This is a genomic window from Pseudomonas marginalis, assembly GCF_008692035.1.
Classification (GTDB): domain Bacteria; phylum Pseudomonadota; class Gammaproteobacteria; order Pseudomonadales; family Pseudomonadaceae; genus Aquipseudomonas; species Aquipseudomonas marginalis.
Window position 1 is genome coordinate 3,773,174 of the sequence record NZ_VTFG01000001.1, and the last position, 14,830, is coordinate 3,788,003.

Below are 14,830 nucleotides of genomic sequence, written 5' to 3' on the forward strand. Positions count from 1 at the left end.
TGTCTCAGGGATTGGGTTTCTTGAACACGTAGAACAGGTTCGGCTCGCTGACCAGATACAACGTGCCCTCGTCATCCATGGCGATCCCTTCGGCCTGGGGCACCCGTTTTTTCAGGCCATGGCGCCCATTGAGCAGAGACAGGCTGCTCAATGGGCGACCGTCGATATCCAGCTCCAGCACCAGGAACGACTCATCCGACAGCGCCAGCAAATGACCGCTGCGCTCGTCGTATTGCAGGCTCGACAGGTCGCGCACAAACAGCCCGGCATCGCGCTTGGGGTTGTTGATCACGTGCACCGAGTAGGTTTTTTCCGGTTTGAAATGGGGAAAGCCGTGGACCTCGTAGATCAGCATCGGGTCGCGTTCCTTGGCCACGAACAGGCGCTTGCCCACCGAGTCATAGGCCAACCCCTCAAACCCCTTGTTGCCCCCGACGTGCAGGCCCAGGGTCATCTGTTCCGCATCGGCGGCGTCGAGGAACTGGGTATCGTCGTCCACATGCACCTTGATCAGCCGCTGCTGGCGCTCGTCGGTGATGACATAGATGTTGTCGCTGATAAATTCCACCGCCTCGGCATCACCAAACCCCACCAACGGGATGCGTCGCAGGATCTTGCCCTCAAGGGACAGCTCGATCAGCTCGGCATTTTTATTGGTGACCGTAAACAGGCTCTTGCGTACCGGGTCGTAGGTGAGGGCCGAGACATCGTCGTCGAGCCCTTCGATAACCTGGGCCTCAAGGGTCACTCGGTAATCCGCCAGGCCGATGGAGCGCTCGTCCGCCGGCTGACGCCAGGCCTGCCAGTTGAACCAGGCGCGCTCGAACAGGCGAAAATGCTGCGCAACCGCCCCGGCGCTGACCAGGGCGATCAACACCAGCATAAAAAGAATGGGTTTGGGGCGGGCAAATCGACGCATCGGGCGGTGCTCAAAGTCAAAAGTGGCGAATGAATATCACGCCTGTCTGAATTTAAACTTAAACGCACCCTGGTGTCTGGCGAATGCCGCTAATAGAGAAATATCCGACGTGATTCGTCTGTTATTTCTGCTTTTCGAAACGATAGAACAGGTTTGGCTCACTGACCATATAGAGCGTGCCGTCCTCATCCATGGTGACCCCTTCTGCGCGGGGGATGGTGTTCTTGAGGCCGTTGAAGCCACCAAGCAGGGTCATGAAGCTGACTTGTTCACCCTTCTCGTCCAACTCCAGCAACAAGTGGGAGTCGGCCGATAACACCAGCAGATGGCCGGTGCGCGGGTCGATGGCCAGGGCCGAAAGGTTGCGCATGTCCAGCTCTTTGCTGGCCAGTTTCTGTTTATCGCCGACCAGGGTCTGGCTGCCGTCGCTTTTCCAGGTGAACAACGCCGGCGGCCGCTCTTCACCCAGCACAAATTGCTGATTGCGCTTGTCCCAGGTAAGCCCCTCGAACGCTTTGTTCTGATCCTTGGACGGGCCCAGGTCATAGCTCGGGAAGTCGGCCTTGTTCAATTGCTGGGTGGCAGCGTCGATCTTGACGATGGTCAGGTTGTGCTGGCGTTCGTCGACCACGGCCATCAGGCCATTTTCCATCACGGTCAAGCCTTCCGGGTTGTCCCAGCCATTGAGCGGCATCTTGCGCAATACGTCGCCTTGCAGGCTCAGCTCGACCAGGAACGGGTTTTTACCCATGACGGAAAACAGGGTTTTGGTCTGCGGGTTATAGGAGACGTCCGAGGCTTCGTCTTTCTCCATGCCCGGCAAAACCTTGGCGTCGATGACAACGTGATAGTCAGGCAACCACACACTTTCGCTGCGCTCGGCGGGCGTTTCAAAGCCCTCCAACAGCCACAGCACGCCGCGATCGTCCCAATGCATGGCCCAGGAAATGCCGTACACGATGGCACCCGCCAGAAATAGCCAGGAATACCAGCGCAAGGCAAAGCGAGAGCGCGGCTTGGGTGTGGCGGAAGGCAGGGACACGGCCATGGGGTGCTTTTCCGGAAAGTCAGCGGTAGGTGATAGCACAGGATCAATGGACCCGCGCGCAGGAGGCTGAGGATTATCCGGATGGGGTGTGAAAAAAATGCAAAAGCCGATGCACGAGATGGATTCGGACCCAATGTGGAAGGGGCAAGCCCCCTCCCACATCAGGTGCTTATCGAACGCTGCTTTCGAAGCGGTTTACGCCGGTCAATTCCAACACCAGGTCATCACCCACATTCAACGGGCCCACGCCGGCCGGGGTGCCGGTGAGGATCACGTCGCCGGCCTGCAGCGAGAAGCAGCCGGCCATGTACTGGATCATCGGCACGATCGGGTTGAGCATGCTCGCGCTGTTGCCGTCCTGGCGCACTTCGCCATTGATGGTCAGGCGAATGCCAATATCGGTCACGTCCGCGAAGGTGCTGCCGACCACGAACGGTGCAATCACCGCCGCGCCGTCGAAGGACTTGGCGATTTCCCACGGCAGGCCCTTGGCTTTCAGCTCGGATTGTTTGTCGCGCAGGGTCAGATCCAGGGCCGGGGCGAAGCCGGAGATGGCGTCCAGCACTTCTTCACGGCTGGGCTTGTTCGACAGCGGCTTGCCGATCAGCACCGCGATTTCCGCCTCGTAGTGCACCGAACCGCGCTCGGTCGGAATGCTGAAACCGCCTTCCAGCGGGACGACGCAACTGCCCGGCTTGATGAACAGCAACGGCTCGGTCGGCACCGGGTTATCCAGTTCCTTGGCATGTTCGGCGTAGTTACGCCCAATACACACCACTTTACCGACAGGAAAGTGGATATTGGTGCCGTCGACATACTTGTGCTGGTAGCTCATGAAACGACTCCTTCGGGGGCGGTTAAACAGCGAAGATCTTGCCAGGGTTCATGATCCCGTTCGGGTCGAACACTGCCTTCACTGCTTTCATGTATTCGATCTCAACCGGCGAGCGGCTGTAGGTCAGGTAATCACGCTTGGTCATGCCCACGCCGTGTTCGGCGGAAATCGAACCGTTGTACTTCTGAACGGTTTCGAACACCCACTTGTTCACGGTGGCGCACTTGGCGAAGAACTCATCCTTGCTCAGGTTTTCCGGCTTGAGGATGTTCAGGTGCAGGTTGCCGTCGCCGATATGGCCGAACCAGACGATTTCGAAGTCCGGGTAGTGTTCGCCGACGATCGCATCAATTTCCTTCAAGAACCCTGGTACTTTGGAGACGGTGACCGAAATATCGTTCTTGTAAGGCGTCCAGTGGGAAATGGTCTCGGAGATGTACTCGCGCAGTTTCCACAGGTTGTGCAACTGGGTTTCGCTCTGGCTCATCACGCCGTCCAGCACCCAGCCCTGCTCGACGCAGTGCTCGAAGGTTTCCAGGGCGTGGTTGGCGACTTCTTCGGTGGTGGCTTCGAATTCCAGCAGCGCGTAGAACGGGCACTCGGTCTCGAACGGCGCCGGCACATCGCCACGGCCGAGGACTTTGGCCAAGGCCTTGTCGGAGAAGAATTCGAAGGCGGTCAGGTCCAGCTTGCCCTGGAAGGCGTGCAGCACCGGCATGATCGAGTCGAAATCGGTGGTGCCGAGCACCATCGCGGTGAGGTTTTTCGGCGCACGGTCCAGGCGCATGGTGGCTTCGACCACAAAGCCCAGGGTGCCTTCGGCGCCGATAAACAGTTGGCGCATGTCATAGCCGGTGGCGTTCTTGATCAGGTCGCGGTTCAGCTCCAGCACATCGCCCTTGCCGGTGACGACTTTCATGCCGGCCACCCAGTTGCGAGTCATACCGTAGCGAATGACCTTGATCCCGCCGGCATTGGTGCCGATATTGCCGCCAATCTGGCTGGAACCGGACGACGCGAAGTCCACCGGGTAGTACAGGCCATTTTCTTCGGCGACGTTCTGCAATTGCTTGGTGACCACGCCCGGCTGGCACACGGCGGTGCGGTCGGTGAGGTTCACGTCGAGGATCTGGTTCATATAGTCGAACGAGACGACCACTTCGCCATTGGCCGCCACGGCAGCAGCCGACAGGCCGGTACGACCACCGGATGGCACCAGCGCCACCTTGTGCGCATTGGCCCAACGGACAATGGCCTGCACCTGCTCGGTGGTCTTGGGGAACACGATGGCGGTCGGCGCGGGCGCGAAGTGCTTGGTCCAATCCTTGCCGTAAGCCTCCAGGGAGTCGGCGTCGGTCAGCACTTTGCCGGGCTCAACCAGGGTCTTTAGCTCATCAATCAGGGCAGGATGGGTCATCGACAGAACTCTCGAACAATTCATGGTCATCCTGAGAACGCTTCACGTCGCAGGAATAGGTGTTTAGCGGGGCGCGTATGCTAGCATACCGCCCCCGCAGGACAGAGCCCAAGGGCGTTTCTGCGGTGACGGCTTTCCTGCCGTCCGGGTCAGCTTAAGCGATCCGATTCCCTGCCATTTTTCTCCGGGATACAGGTTTACGCAGATGAGCAAGACTTCTCTCGATAAGAGCAAGATCAAGTTCCTTCTTCTGGAAGGCGTCCACCCATCGGCCGTCGACGTACTGAAGGCCGCCGGGTACTCCAGCATTGAGTACATCACCAGTTCTCTGCCGGAAGCCCAGCTCAAGGAAAAGATCGCCGACGCGCACTTTATCGGCATTCGCTCCCGTACTCAGCTGACCGAAGAGATCTTCGATCACGCCAAGAAACTCGTGGCGGTCGGCTGTTTCTGCATCGGCACCAACCAGGTCGACCTCGACGCAGCGCGCGAGCGCGGCATTGCAGTGTTCAACGCCCCGTACTCCAACACCCGTTCCGTGGCGGAGCTGGTGCTGGCCGAGGCCATCCTGCTGCTGCGCGGTATCCCTGAGAAGAACGCTTCCTGCCACCGTGGCGGCTGGATCAAGAGCGCGGCCAACTCCTTCGAAATCCGGGGCAAGAAGCTGGGTATCGTCGGTTACGGCTCGATCGGCACGCAACTGTCGGTACTGGCCGAAGGCCTCGGCATGCAGGTGTTCTTCTACGACACCCTGACCAAGCTGCCATTGGGCAACGCCACCCAGGTGTCGAGCCTGACCGAGCTGCTGGGCATGTCCGACATCGTCACCCTGCACGTTCCGGAAACCGCCGAGACCCAGTGGATGATCGGCGAGAAGGAAATCCGCGCCATCAAGAAAGGCGGCATCCTGATCAACGCTGCACGGGGCACCGTGGTCGAGCTGGACGCCCTGGCCGACGCGATCAAGGACAAGCACCTGATCGGCGCCGCAATCGACGTGTTCCCGGTGGAGCCACGCTCCAACGACGACATCTTCGAAAGCCCGCTGCGTGGCCTGGACAACGTGATCCTGACCCCGCACATCGGTGGTTCCACTGCCGAAGCCCAAGCCAACATTGGCCTGGAAGTGTCGGAGAAGCTGGTCAAGTACAGCGACAACGGTACCTCGGTCTCGTCCGTCAACTTCCCGGAAGTGGCCCTGCCGGCTCACCCTGGCAAGCACCGCCTGCTGCACATCCACCAGAACATCCCTGGGGTGATGATGGAAATCAACAAGGTCTTCGCGGAAAACGGCATCAACATCTCCGGTCAGTTCCTGCAGACCAACGAGAAGGTCGGCTACGTGGTGATCGACGTCGACGCCGAGTACTCGGACCTGGCGCAAGAGAAGCTGCAACACATCAACGGCACTATCCGTAGCCGCGTGTTGTTCTAACGCTGCAAACGCTGCATAAAAAATGGGAGACCCGCAGGGGCCTCCCATTTTTTTGTCTGAACAAATCTTACTTGACGTTAACCGTGATCACTTTCGAGGCTACAGTGGGCTCGAATTGGCGATGCACGTTGTCGCCTGCGACCAGTTGCAGGGTGTGCTTGCCTGGAGCCAGGGTCAGTTCGGTTTCAGTCTGCGCCTTACCGAAGTGAATCGACGTGGCGGTGGCTGGGATGGCCTCATCAGCCTTCAGCGACTGTACATCCTGGTCTACCAGCAGATGATGGTGGCCGGCGTTTGGTACTTGCTTGTCGATCGGCTCAAGGTCCAGGCCCTTGACGCCGAATTTGACGGTGAAGGTTTTGTCGACGGTCGCGCCATCCTTGGGCGAGACGATAAACACCTCAGCTCCCTTGGGCGCGGGGGTACGCGGAACATCGGCGGCATTCGCCAACATCGAGGCACCCAGCAACAGGCTGGCAATGGTTGCACGGGACAATAGGGCTTTCATTCGCTTCTCCAGTTTTTCCATGAAATCTGTAGGGTTCTGACAACTTCGCGACAAATTGCTGTCCAAGGCACTCACCACCATAGCAAAGCGATGCTGAACGGCGCCTCGCACATTCGAATTCTTTAGGAGTGACCATGCGCTTTTCGCCTGGCCTGTTACTGTTGCTGCCCCTTCTGAGCCCTCTGGCTCATGCCGAACTGATCGACGATGTAAACGATCGCGGCGAACTCCGCATCGCCCTTGAAGCCAACACACCACCGTACAATTTCAAGGAAGGCGACAAACTCACCGGCTTTGAAGTCGAGCTGGGTGAATTGCTGGCAAAGGAAATGGACGTGCGCCCCTCGTTTATCACCACCGATGACGCCGACATGCTGCCGGGGGTCTCAACCGGCAAATACGATGTGGCCATCAACCATGTCGCTATGACTGCCGAGCTTAAGGATCAGTTCGATTTCAGCGAGGCTTATCACGACAAGCCTGAGCTGGCGATCCCGTTCCAGAAGGGCAACCCGGCCTTCAAGACCAGCCTGGACGGTGCGCTGAAGCGGGTGAAGGGCGATGGCCGTTTAAAGGCGCTCTCCCAGAAGTGGTTCGAGGACCAGGCCCCTACAGGCGCGCCAACGCCAGTGCCGCCGCAGGCAACTCCAGCTCACTGAACACCTGCACGCCATGGCGCTTGAGCAGCGCCGCCGTTACGCCTTCGCCACTGACCTTGACACCGGTGAAAGTGCCGTCATAGGTCAGCAGGTTGCCGCAGGACGGACTATTGGCCTTGAGAATGGCGATGCGGATGTGATGGCGCTGCACCAACGCCAAGGCTTGCCGGGCGCCGTCGAGGAAGGCGGCGCTGAAGTCTTCGCCCTCGGCCGTCAGCACCTGGGCGCGGCCTTCCCAGACATCGATGCCCTGCCCACCTGGAATCTCGGCGGAGGGCCTGGGCGTCGGCAGACCGCCCGACACTTCCGGGCAGATCGCAACCACGCGCCCTTCAGCCTGCCACGCCGCCAGTTGATCGAACGGCCCGCTGGCCCCACCGTCGTAGCGCACCTTGTGGCCAAGCAGGCAGCGGCTGATCAGAATCTTTTGCATGGTTAGAACGGCTCGTTACCGCGCCGACGGAACCACCCGGTGAGGGACAGGCGCTCGCGCGTAGCCGGCAAGACTTCGTGGGGCACCTCGCCCGACAGGAACACCACCAGGCATCCACCGCTGGGCACCACGTCGTATTCGACGCCGTCCTTGAGGTACATGCGCAGCTGGCCACCGTGCTCGGGCAACCAGGCGTCGTTCAAGTAGATCACCGCCGAAACCATGCGCCGATCATCGTCGCGGAACCGGTCCAGGTGCCTGAGGTAAAACGCGCCGGGGGGATACATGGCGAAGTGGCTTTCGAAATCCTCAAGGCCGAGGAACAAACCACGGTTCATCGCCAGGCGCAGCGTGTCCATCAACGCCATATAGCTGTCGCAGACCGCCGCGTCGCCCTCCTCCAGCCACTGGATATGGTCACCACGAATGCCCTCGCGAATCTCCTGGGCCGGCCCACGTCCCACGGCCGCCGGGGCCAGTTCACCCTCGGCCGCACGTTTACGGCACTCAGCCGCCAGTTCCAGGGTCAGAGCCTGGGGCAGGAAGCCGTTCTGCTGCGACCAGCCTTTTTCGGCCAGGTCATCGACGATGCGTTGCAGCAGGGGGTGATCGAGGGGTATTTGCATGGCGCGCATAGTATCCATACGCCTGTGAATCCGACAGAGCCGCCGAGCGTCTGAATACACTTTAGTCAGCTGACTGATAGGACTTCTCGACAAATCCTACGCCCGACACGGACAATAGTGGCCGACTGACAGGAGTCCATATGCGTCGTTTGTTTTTTTCCTTGCTGATGTTCTGCGTTTTGCCCGCCTGGGCAGACGGCCATGACCAGTTGTACAAGGTCGCCGGCTGGGCCGAACAACGTGCGCATTTCAATGACGCCCTCAATGCTGCCCAGCAACGCTACCGTAACAGCCTGCCGCCGGCGGTGTACCAGGCGCTGGTGGACAACAGCAACAAGCGCTTTGCCGCCCAGGCCATGGACCAGCGCGCCGAAGCCCAGCTACGCAAGCACCTGGCCGACCCTGCGCCGGCCCTAGCGTTTTTCCAATCGCCCCTGGGCCGCAAGGTCGTTGCGGCCGAGTTACTGGCCACGCGCCGCGACCAGTTGGCAAAAAACGCCCAAGGCCTGCCGCACATCGAGGCTGACGCCACTCGCAGCCTGATCATCGGCCACCTGGCCCAGGCCCTGCCCGCCCGCGAAGCCGGGGCGGAGGTCAGCCTGGCGATCGCCGGCGTGGCCGCCGACAGCTTGAGCCAGATGATCCCCGGCCTGCTGGGTGGCGGCCAGGCCCAAGGCATGTTGAATGGCCAGCGTGAGCGGCTGATGCAACAGATTGGCAATGACCTGAACAACACTCTGCTGTACGTCTATCGGGATCTGTCCGACCCGGAGCTGGAGGAGTTCGCGACGTTTGCGGAGTCACCGGAAGGTAAGGCGTATTACCAGGCAGCGCTGGCGGCGATTCGCGCAGGTCTGGCAGTCGGCCAGAGCACTTCAAGCCTGACACAGTAATAAAATGTGGGAGGGGGCTTGCCCCCGATGGCAGTGGGTCAGCTACAGATAAGCTGACTGATGCACCGCTATCGGGGGCAAGCCCCCTCCCACATTTGGATTGTGTTATTTCAAATGGTCTGTCAAATACCGGAAGTACTCTTCACGAATCTCAGGAATCTCATTCGCCAAGTGATGCCGGCCGCGCGGCAGCATCAACACCTCGGGCTGGTCGAACTTGCTCCGCAGCACCTGCAAGTTGTGCTGCCAATCCACCGTCATGTCTTCCTCACCCTGCACAATCACCGGCCGCCGAGGGCTGCGTGGCGCGGCTTCAATGCGTTTGATCCAGCGCGCCAGGGCGCCTACCCAGGCGGTGGGCAGTTGCCGGGGTTGCAGCGGGTCGGCTTCCAGGAACGGCTTGAACGCCGGGTCGTGAGTGTTATCGCTGAAACGCCGGGCGATGCCTTTGACGAACGGGCGCAGCAGGTAATAGCTGACCTGTGACCATCCCCACGCGCGCGGCCGCACCAGCGGTGATAGCAGGAAGGTCTTGCCCTGGGCGGGGCTGTCGGCCCCCCGGTTGAGCAAGTGATCCACCACCACCGCGCCGCCGGTGCTTTGCCCGAACAAGTGCCAGGGCTGCGGCAATTGCAGCGCTTGGGCCTGGGCGAACAGTGCCTGCACCACATCCTGGTACACGGCAAAATCATCGATGCTGGCGCGCGCGCCGCTGGACAAGCCATGGCCCGGCAAATCGCAGGCGATTACCACAAAGCCCTGGTCCAGGGCCCAGTCCACCACGTGGCGATACAGGCCCATATGGTCGTAGAAGCCGTGGAACATAAACATCGTCGCCACCGGCACGGGCGGCCACCACACCTGGGCGACCACCTCGAACCCAGCCACCTCGAAACGCCCCAGCCGACTCACCGCCGGCACTTTGCGTGCACTCAGGTCCAGCCCATAGAAACGCTGGTAGACCCGCGCTTCGGCTGAAAGCGGTTGCGCATCCACCAGGGGCCGCAGGCTTTCGCGAAGGTGATCAGGGTCAAAGGTCACAGGCATAAAGGGTTCCAGACTTGCGGCGAAGATGAATATCGAGCTGCGATATTCATCTGTCAGGACAAGCATGGCAAGCTACGCGACCTGCGAGGATAGATCCGAATGCGACAGCCTTACCGTAACGCCCTGTTCGCCAGCCTGATCCTGATCATCTGCGCCGGTGTGCTGTGGGCGGCGTATGACTGGTTCCAGGGCCGCTACCTGCGTGCCTTCAGCGAACACACCGCGGTATTCTCCGGCGACCCTCTGCGCCTGCCCGCCGAACTCAGCGGCCCCGGGCCGATCCGCCTGGTGCATTTCTGGGATCCGGCGTGCCCGTGCAACGTCGGCAACCAGCAGCACCTGGGCGAGTTGATCGAGCAATACGCGCCCCAGGGCGTCGAGTTCTATGCCCTGCAAAAAGCCGGCAGCCACGGCCAGTTGCCCGATAACCTGCGCAAGATGAAAACCCTCACCGCCCTGCCCGGCGCCGACCAGGTGCCGGCCAGCCCCGCCGTGGGCATCTGGGACCGCACCGGCAAGCTCGCGTATTTCGGGCCCTACAGCGAAGGGCTGACGTGTAACGCCAGTAACAGTTTTATCGAGCCGATCCTGAAAGCCCTTGAAGCCGGCCGAGACGTGAACGCCACGCACACCCTGGCGGTGGGCTGCTATTGTTCGTGGTCGAAAGATGAGTAGCCCGCCACCCCACTCTTGGTAAGGAATGTTCATGAAGCGCGTCCTGCAGGTTCTTGCGGTTCTGCTGGTGCTGATCGGCCTCGGTGCGGGCTGGTACGTCTACAGCAAGCAACCCACCCGCCAGGGCACGGTTGAACTGGCCAACCTGCAAGGCTCGGTCACCGTGCGCTACGACGACCGTGGCGTGCCGCATATTCGCGCCGAGAACGAGACCGACCTGTACCGCGCCCTGGGCTACGTGCATGCCCAGGACCGCCTGTTCCAGATGGAGATCATGCGCCGCCTGGCCCGTGGCGAACTGGCCGAGGTGCTCGGGCCGAAGCTGCTGGAGACCGACAAGCTGTTCCGCAGCCTGCGCATTCGCGACCGCGCCGCCACCTACGTGGCCCAGCAGGACCATGAGTCGGCGCACTGGAAGGCCCTGCAGGCCTATCTGGACGGGATCAACCAGTATCAGGACAGCCACGCCCGCCCGATGGAGTTCGACGTGCTGGGCATCCCCAGGCGCGCGTTTACCGCCGAGGACACCATCAGCGTCGCCGGGTACATGGCCTACAGCTTTGCCGCTGCATTTCGTACCGAGCCCTTGCTGACTTACGTCCGCGACCAACTGGGCAGCGACTACCTGAACGTCTTCGACCTCGACTGGCAACCCAAGGGCGCCCTCAACCTGGCCGACAGTGACTGGAACACCCTCGGCGCCCTCGCCGCGCTGAGTGAGCAGGCCCTGGCCGACAACGGCTTGCCGCAATTCGAGGGCAGCAACGCCTGGGCCATCAGTGGCAGTCGCACCAAGAGCGGCAAACCGCTGCTGGCGGGTGACCCGCATATTCGCTTCTCGGTGCCGTCGGTGTGGTACGAGGCGCAGCTGTCGGCGCCGGGCTTCGAGCTGTATGGCTATCACAACGCGCTGGTACCCGTAGCGTTCCTGGGGCACAACCTGGATTTCGGCTGGAGCCTGACCATGTTCCAGAACGACGACCTCGACCTGATCGCCGAAAAGGTCAACCCGGACAACCCCAACCAGGTCTGGTACCACGGCCAGTGGGTCGACATGACCCGCAGCGAGCAACAGATCGCCGTCAAAGGCCAGGCACCGGTCAGCCTCACCCTGCGCCAGTCACCCCACGGCCCGATCGTCAATGACGTGCTTGGCGAGAACGGCGGCAAGACGCCGATTGCCATGTGGTGGGCGTTCATCGACACCCAGAACCCGATCCTCGAAGGTTTCTACCAGCTCAACCGCGCCGACACGTTGGCCAAGGCCCGTACGGCGGCGGCAAAGGTGTCCGCACCGGGGCTGAATATCGTGTGGGCCAATGCCAGGGGCGATATCGGCTGGTGGGCGGCGGCACAGTTGCCGATTCGCCCGGCAGGTACCCACCCAGGGTTTATCCTCGACGGCAGCACCGCCGAGGCCGACAAGCTGGGCTTCTACCCCTTCAGCGCCAACCCCCAGGAAGAAAACCCGGCGCGGGGCTATGTGGTGTCGGCCAATGCCCAGCCGGTGTCGCCCACCGGCATGGAAATCCCCGGCTATTACAACCTCGCCGACCGGGGCCAGCAGTTGAACGCGCAGTTGAGCGACAAGAGCGTGAAGTGGGATGTGACCAACAGCCAGGCCCTGCAACTGGGCACCACCACCGCCTTCGGCCCGCGCCTGCTGGCGCCGCTGTTGCCGGTGCTGCGCGAGGCGGTCACGGACCCGGCGCAGTTGAAGCTGGTGGAACAGCTGGCCGGCTGGAAGGGTGACTACCCGCTGGATTCCACCAGCGCCACGCTGTTCAACCAGTTCCTGTTCAACCTCGCCGACGCGGCCTTCCACCCGAAGCTGGGTGACGGGATGTTCAAGACCCTGCTCACCACCCGCGTGATCGACGCCGCCCTGCCCCGCCTGGCTGCCGACCCGGCCTCGCCCTGGTGGGACGGCAAGCGCACCGCCACCGTCAAACGGGCCTGGGACAACAGCCTCGCGCACCTCAAGGCCACCTTCGGCGATGACCCGACGCAATGGCAGTGGGGCAAGGCCCATACCCTGACCCACGGCCATCCGCTGGGCTCGCAGAAACCCTTGGACCTGATCGTCAACGTCGGGCCGTTCCCGGCCCCCGGCACCCATGAAGTGCCGAACAACCAGTCGGCCGTCATCGGCCCCGCGCCCTGGCCGGTGACCTACGGCCCGTCAACCCGCCGCCTGATCGACTTTGCCGACGTGGCCCACGCCCTCACCATCAACCCGGTGGGGCAAAGCGGCGTGCCGTTCGACAAGCACTATGGCGACCAGGCCGAGACCTATATCGAAGGGGGTTACGAGCAGGCGCATTTCAGTGATGAGGAAGTCACGGCCAATACCCGCGGCACGCTGAAACTGCTGCCGGCGCGATAGCCCCTTGGAAATCGGTCAACCTGTGGAAGGGGCTTAGACCGGTGCCGCAAAATTGAGCCGGAACTGTTGCGGCGTCACACCCAGCCGGCGGTTGAACACGCTGCGCATGTGCTGGGCATCGCGAAACCCGCATTGATAGGCCACGGTTTTCAGCGGCGCATGCGTACTTTCGAGCATCACCCGCGCAGCATCCACCCGCGCCCGTTCGACAAACTCCGCTGGCGTAATCCGCGCCTCACGGGCAAACACCCGGGAGAAGTTGCGCGCGCTCATGTTGGCGGCCTTGGCCAGGTCGGCGATGGTCAGGTCGCCGGTCAGGTTCGCCAATACGTATAACTGCACCAGCGCCACCGCCGAGGTGGTTTCGGCGTGGGGCGTGAGAAACGGGCTGAACTGCGACTGCCCGCCCGAGCGCTGGGTGAACACCACCAGGCGCTTGGCCACGCTCAACGCCACTTCCGGGCCGTGGTCCTGGGCCAGCAGGTACAGCGACAGGTCGATGCCTGCCGTGACGCCCGCCGAGGTGTAGAGGTTGCCGTCCTGTACGTAGAGGCGGTCGGCTTCGATCTGGGCCGAGGGGCACAGACGCGCCAGGTCGGCGGCGTCGTTCCAATGAGTGGTGACGGTTTTTCCGTCCAGCAATCCGGCGCGCGCCAGCATGAAGGCCCCGTTGCAGATTGAGCCAAACCGTCGCGCCCGGGCGGTGGCGCCACGCAGCCAATCATCGAACGGAGCGCCGAAGTCCTCGAAGGGTAACTGCGGGCCGCCCGCGACCAGCAGCAGGTCATAGGCCTGCAGGGCTTCGCTGTAATGATTATGGGCCTGGAGTGACAGGCCATTGGAAGCCGCCATCGTGCCGTGGCCTAAACCTATCACTTCCAACTGGTAATGATCTTCAGGCACCAGAAAGCGGTTGGCCTCGTAGAACACGTCCATGGGACCGGTCACATCCAGTGACTGGACGCCGGGGAAGATCAGGATCGCGACGGTCTTGTGCATGCTCACAGACACCTTTTTCTAGCGGAATAAAATGCAAACCCTGTGGGAGGGGGCTTGCTCCCGATGGCGCTGTATCAGTCAGCAGATGCAGTGCCTGGTACTCAGCAATCGGGAGCAAGCCCCCTCCCACACTGGGATTTTCGCAGGCTTCCAGAGTGATATCGCCCGCTACACCCTAGTCGATTTCTGCTTGGCACGATGTGTCGGCACATTGGCCGGGATCGCGCTCTCACCGCGATGGTCGCTGCACCGACCAGCGACCAAACTGACTGCTTTCCAGAGGAGAACCACCATGACCACCACCATCGCCGGTATCAAGATCCCGGACAGCGCCCTGGCCAGGGCCACCACCGAATACATCCGCGACATTGAGTCCGACCTGCTCTACCACCACTCCCGCCGGGTGTTTCTGTTCGGCGCATTGAGCGGTGAGCGCAAGCAACTGGCCTACAACCCGGAACTGCTCTACGTCGGCGCCATGTTCCATGACCTGGGCCTGGTGGCAGGCCATCGCAGTGATGACCAGCGTTTCGAAGTGGACGGCGCCAACGCCGCCGCGGCCTTCCTCAAGCCTTACGGGCTGAGCGACGACGATATCGAACAGGTGTGGCTGTCTATCGCCCTGCACACCACGCCGGGCGTGCCGCAGCACCTGCGCCCGACCGTGGCATTGGTGACCGCCGGTGTGGAAATGGACGTGCTGGGCATGGACTACGCCGCGTTCAGCAGCGTGCAGCGCGAAGCCGTGGTGCATGCGCATCCACGCGGTGAAGGGTTCAAGGAGTGCATCATCTGCGCGTTTGCCGACGGCTTGCGCCATCGCCCGCAGACCACGTTCGGCAACGTGAAGACCGATGTGCTGGTGGATCAGGAACCGGGGTTCAAGCCGATGAATTTTGTCGAGGTGATTCGCACGTCGCCGTGGGCTGCATAGCCAATCTGGAATGCGG

The 14,830-nt window shown here is 61.7% G+C and carries 15 protein-coding genes; 6 read left to right on the forward strand and 9 right to left on the reverse strand.

Going from position 1 to position 14,830, the window contains the following annotated elements; genetic code table 11:
* Positions 1-4: 4 nt before the first annotated feature.
* The 4 genes from FX984_RS17725 to FX984_RS17740 all read right to left on the reverse strand — a co-directional run bounded on the left by FX984_RS17725 (position 5) and on the right by FX984_RS17740 (position 4,219).
* Positions 5-919: an SdiA-regulated domain-containing protein gene (locus FX984_RS17725; RefSeq protein WP_027608420.1), complete on the reverse strand. Its 915-nt coding sequence runs from the start codon at positions 917-919 to the stop codon at positions 5-7.
* 121 nt (positions 920-1,040) lie between these two features.
* The gene (locus tag FX984_RS17730; protein ID WP_027608419.1) at positions 1,041-1,967 is read right to left on the reverse strand and encodes an SdiA-regulated domain-containing protein; all 927 of its coding nucleotides are present in this window, start codon (positions 1,965-1,967) and stop codon (positions 1,041-1,043) included.
* Positions 1,968-2,136: 169 nt separating this feature from the next.
* A complete protein-coding gene (locus tag FX984_RS17735; RefSeq protein WP_027608418.1) occupies positions 2,137-2,802 on the reverse strand; it encodes a fumarylacetoacetate hydrolase family protein in 666 nt (221 codons plus the stop codon).
* A gap of 22 nt (positions 2,803-2,824) precedes the next feature.
* A complete protein-coding gene (locus tag FX984_RS17740) occupies positions 2,825-4,219 on the reverse strand; it encodes an FAD-binding oxidoreductase (protein WP_092355745.1) in 1,395 nt (464 codons plus the stop codon).
* 205 nt (positions 4,220-4,424) lie between these two features.
* On the opposite strand from FX984_RS17740, the gene serA reads away from it, so the two are divergent.
* Positions 4,425-5,654 carry a phosphoglycerate dehydrogenase gene (gene serA, locus FX984_RS17750; RefSeq protein ID WP_027608416.1) on the forward strand — a complete coding sequence of 410 codons (1,230 nt, stop codon included), beginning with the start codon at positions 4,425-4,427 and terminating at the stop codon, positions 5,652-5,654.
* A 67-nt stretch (positions 5,655-5,721) separates the two neighbouring features.
* Here serA and FX984_RS17755 read toward each other — a convergent pair whose 3' ends face one another.
* Positions 5,722-6,162 carry a DUF4399 domain-containing protein gene (locus tag FX984_RS17755; RefSeq protein ID WP_027608415.1) on the reverse strand — a complete coding sequence of 147 codons (441 nt, stop codon included), beginning with the start codon at positions 6,160-6,162 and terminating at the stop codon, positions 5,722-5,724.
* Positions 6,163-6,296: 134 nt separating this feature from the next.
* Here FX984_RS17755 and FX984_RS17760 point away from each other — a divergent pair, with 134 nt between their 5' ends.
* The gene (locus FX984_RS17760; RefSeq protein ID WP_146478345.1) at positions 6,297-6,821 is read left to right on the forward strand and encodes a transporter substrate-binding domain-containing protein; all 525 of its coding nucleotides are present in this window, start codon (positions 6,297-6,299) and stop codon (positions 6,819-6,821) included.
* On the opposite strand, the gene FX984_RS17765 is transcribed toward FX984_RS17760, so the two are convergent.
* Both FX984_RS17765 and FX984_RS17770 read right to left on the reverse strand, forming a co-directional pair.
* Entirely contained in the window at positions 6,772-7,254 is a 483-nt protein-coding gene (locus FX984_RS17765) for a 2-thiouracil desulfurase family protein (RefSeq protein WP_027608414.1), read from the reverse strand. The two genes, FX984_RS17760 and FX984_RS17765, sit on opposite strands and share 50 nt — an antisense overlap.
* A 2-nt stretch (positions 7,255-7,256) precedes the next feature.
* A complete protein-coding gene (locus tag FX984_RS17770; protein ID WP_027608413.1) occupies positions 7,257-7,889 on the reverse strand; it encodes a 2OG-Fe(II) oxygenase in 633 nt (210 codons plus the stop codon).
* Between the two features lie 131 nt (positions 7,890-8,020).
* On the opposite strand from FX984_RS17770, the gene FX984_RS17775 reads away from it, so the two are divergent.
* The gene (locus FX984_RS17775) at positions 8,021-8,773 is read left to right on the forward strand and encodes a DUF2059 domain-containing protein (protein WP_146478346.1); all 753 of its coding nucleotides are present in this window, start codon (positions 8,021-8,023) and stop codon (positions 8,771-8,773) included.
* A 105-nt stretch (positions 8,774-8,878) separates the two neighbouring features.
* On the opposite strand, the gene bipL is transcribed toward FX984_RS17775, so the two are convergent.
* Positions 8,879-9,820, reverse strand: coding sequence for a phospholipase BipL (bipL, locus tag FX984_RS17780; RefSeq protein ID WP_146478347.1), 942 nt, complete (start codon positions 9,818-9,820; stop codon positions 8,879-8,881).
* Positions 9,821-9,919: 99 nt separating this feature from the next.
* Between bipL and FX984_RS17785 the strand changes: the two genes are divergently transcribed.
* Both FX984_RS17785 and FX984_RS17790 read left to right on the forward strand, forming a co-directional pair.
* Positions 9,920-10,495 (forward strand): DUF6436 domain-containing protein, encoded by a 576-nt coding sequence (locus FX984_RS17785; RefSeq protein ID WP_092355751.1) that lies wholly within the window; start codon positions 9,920-9,922, stop codon positions 10,493-10,495.
* A gap of 31 nt (positions 10,496-10,526) precedes the next feature.
* Positions 10,527-12,881: a penicillin acylase family protein gene (locus FX984_RS17790; protein ID WP_146478348.1), complete on the forward strand. Its 2,355-nt coding sequence runs from the start codon at positions 10,527-10,529 to the stop codon at positions 12,879-12,881.
* Between the two features lie 33 nt (positions 12,882-12,914).
* Here FX984_RS17790 and FX984_RS17795 read toward each other — a convergent pair whose 3' ends face one another.
* Positions 12,915-13,880 (reverse strand): GlxA family transcriptional regulator, encoded by a 966-nt coding sequence (locus FX984_RS17795; RefSeq protein ID WP_065948772.1) that lies wholly within the window; start codon positions 13,878-13,880, stop codon positions 12,915-12,917.
* 292 nt (positions 13,881-14,172) lie between these two features.
* Here FX984_RS17795 and FX984_RS17800 point away from each other — a divergent pair, with 292 nt between their 5' ends.
* Positions 14,173-14,814, forward strand: coding sequence for an HD domain-containing protein (locus FX984_RS17800; RefSeq protein WP_146478349.1), 642 nt, complete (start codon positions 14,173-14,175; stop codon positions 14,812-14,814).
* Positions 14,815-14,830 lie beyond the last annotated feature (16 nt).

Bases quoted from the DNA above. Each gene is read 5' to 3' on its own strand.
- bipL (WP_146478347.1), bottom strand. From the start codon at position 9,820: ATGCCTGTGACCTTTGACCCTGATCACCTTCGCGAAAGCCTGCGGCCC.
- FX984_RS17765 (WP_027608414.1), bottom strand. From the start codon at position 7,254: ATGCAAAAGATTCTGATCAGCCGCTGCCTGCTTGGCCACAAGGTGCGC.
- FX984_RS17800 (WP_146478349.1), top strand. From the start codon at position 14,173: ATGACCACCACCATCGCCGGTATCAAGATCCCGGACAGCGCCCTGGCC.
- FX984_RS17795 (WP_065948772.1), bottom strand. From the start codon at position 13,880: ATGCACAAGACCGTCGCGATCCTGATCTTCCCCGGCGTCCAGTCACTG.
- FX984_RS17770 (WP_027608413.1), bottom strand. From the start codon at position 7,889: ATGCGCGCCATGCAAATACCCCTCGATCACCCCCTGCTGCAACGCATC.
- FX984_RS17790 (WP_146478348.1), top strand. From the start codon at position 10,527: ATGAAGCGCGTCCTGCAGGTTCTTGCGGTTCTGCTGGTGCTGATCGGC.
- FX984_RS17725 (WP_027608420.1), bottom strand. From the start codon at position 919: ATGCGTCGATTTGCCCGCCCCAAACCCATTCTTTTTATGCTGGTGTTG.
- FX984_RS17735 (WP_027608418.1), bottom strand. From the start codon at position 2,802: ATGAGCTACCAGCACAAGTATGTCGACGGCACCAATATCCACTTTCCT.
- FX984_RS17775 (WP_146478346.1), top strand. From the start codon at position 8,021: ATGCGTCGTTTGTTTTTTTCCTTGCTGATGTTCTGCGTTTTGCCCGCC.
- FX984_RS17740 (WP_092355745.1), bottom strand. From the start codon at position 4,219: ATGACCCATCCTGCCCTGATTGATGAGCTAAAGACCCTGGTTGAGCCC.
- FX984_RS17730 (WP_027608419.1), bottom strand. From the start codon at position 1,967: ATGGCCGTGTCCCTGCCTTCCGCCACACCCAAGCCGCGCTCTCGCTTT.
- FX984_RS17785 (WP_092355751.1), top strand. From the start codon at position 9,920: ATGCGACAGCCTTACCGTAACGCCCTGTTCGCCAGCCTGATCCTGATC.
- FX984_RS17755 (WP_027608415.1), bottom strand. From the start codon at position 6,162: ATGAAAGCCCTATTGTCCCGTGCAACCATTGCCAGCCTGTTGCTGGGT.
- FX984_RS17760 (WP_146478345.1), top strand. From the start codon at position 6,297: ATGCGCTTTTCGCCTGGCCTGTTACTGTTGCTGCCCCTTCTGAGCCCT.
- serA (WP_027608416.1), top strand. From the start codon at position 4,425: ATGAGCAAGACTTCTCTCGATAAGAGCAAGATCAAGTTCCTTCTTCTG.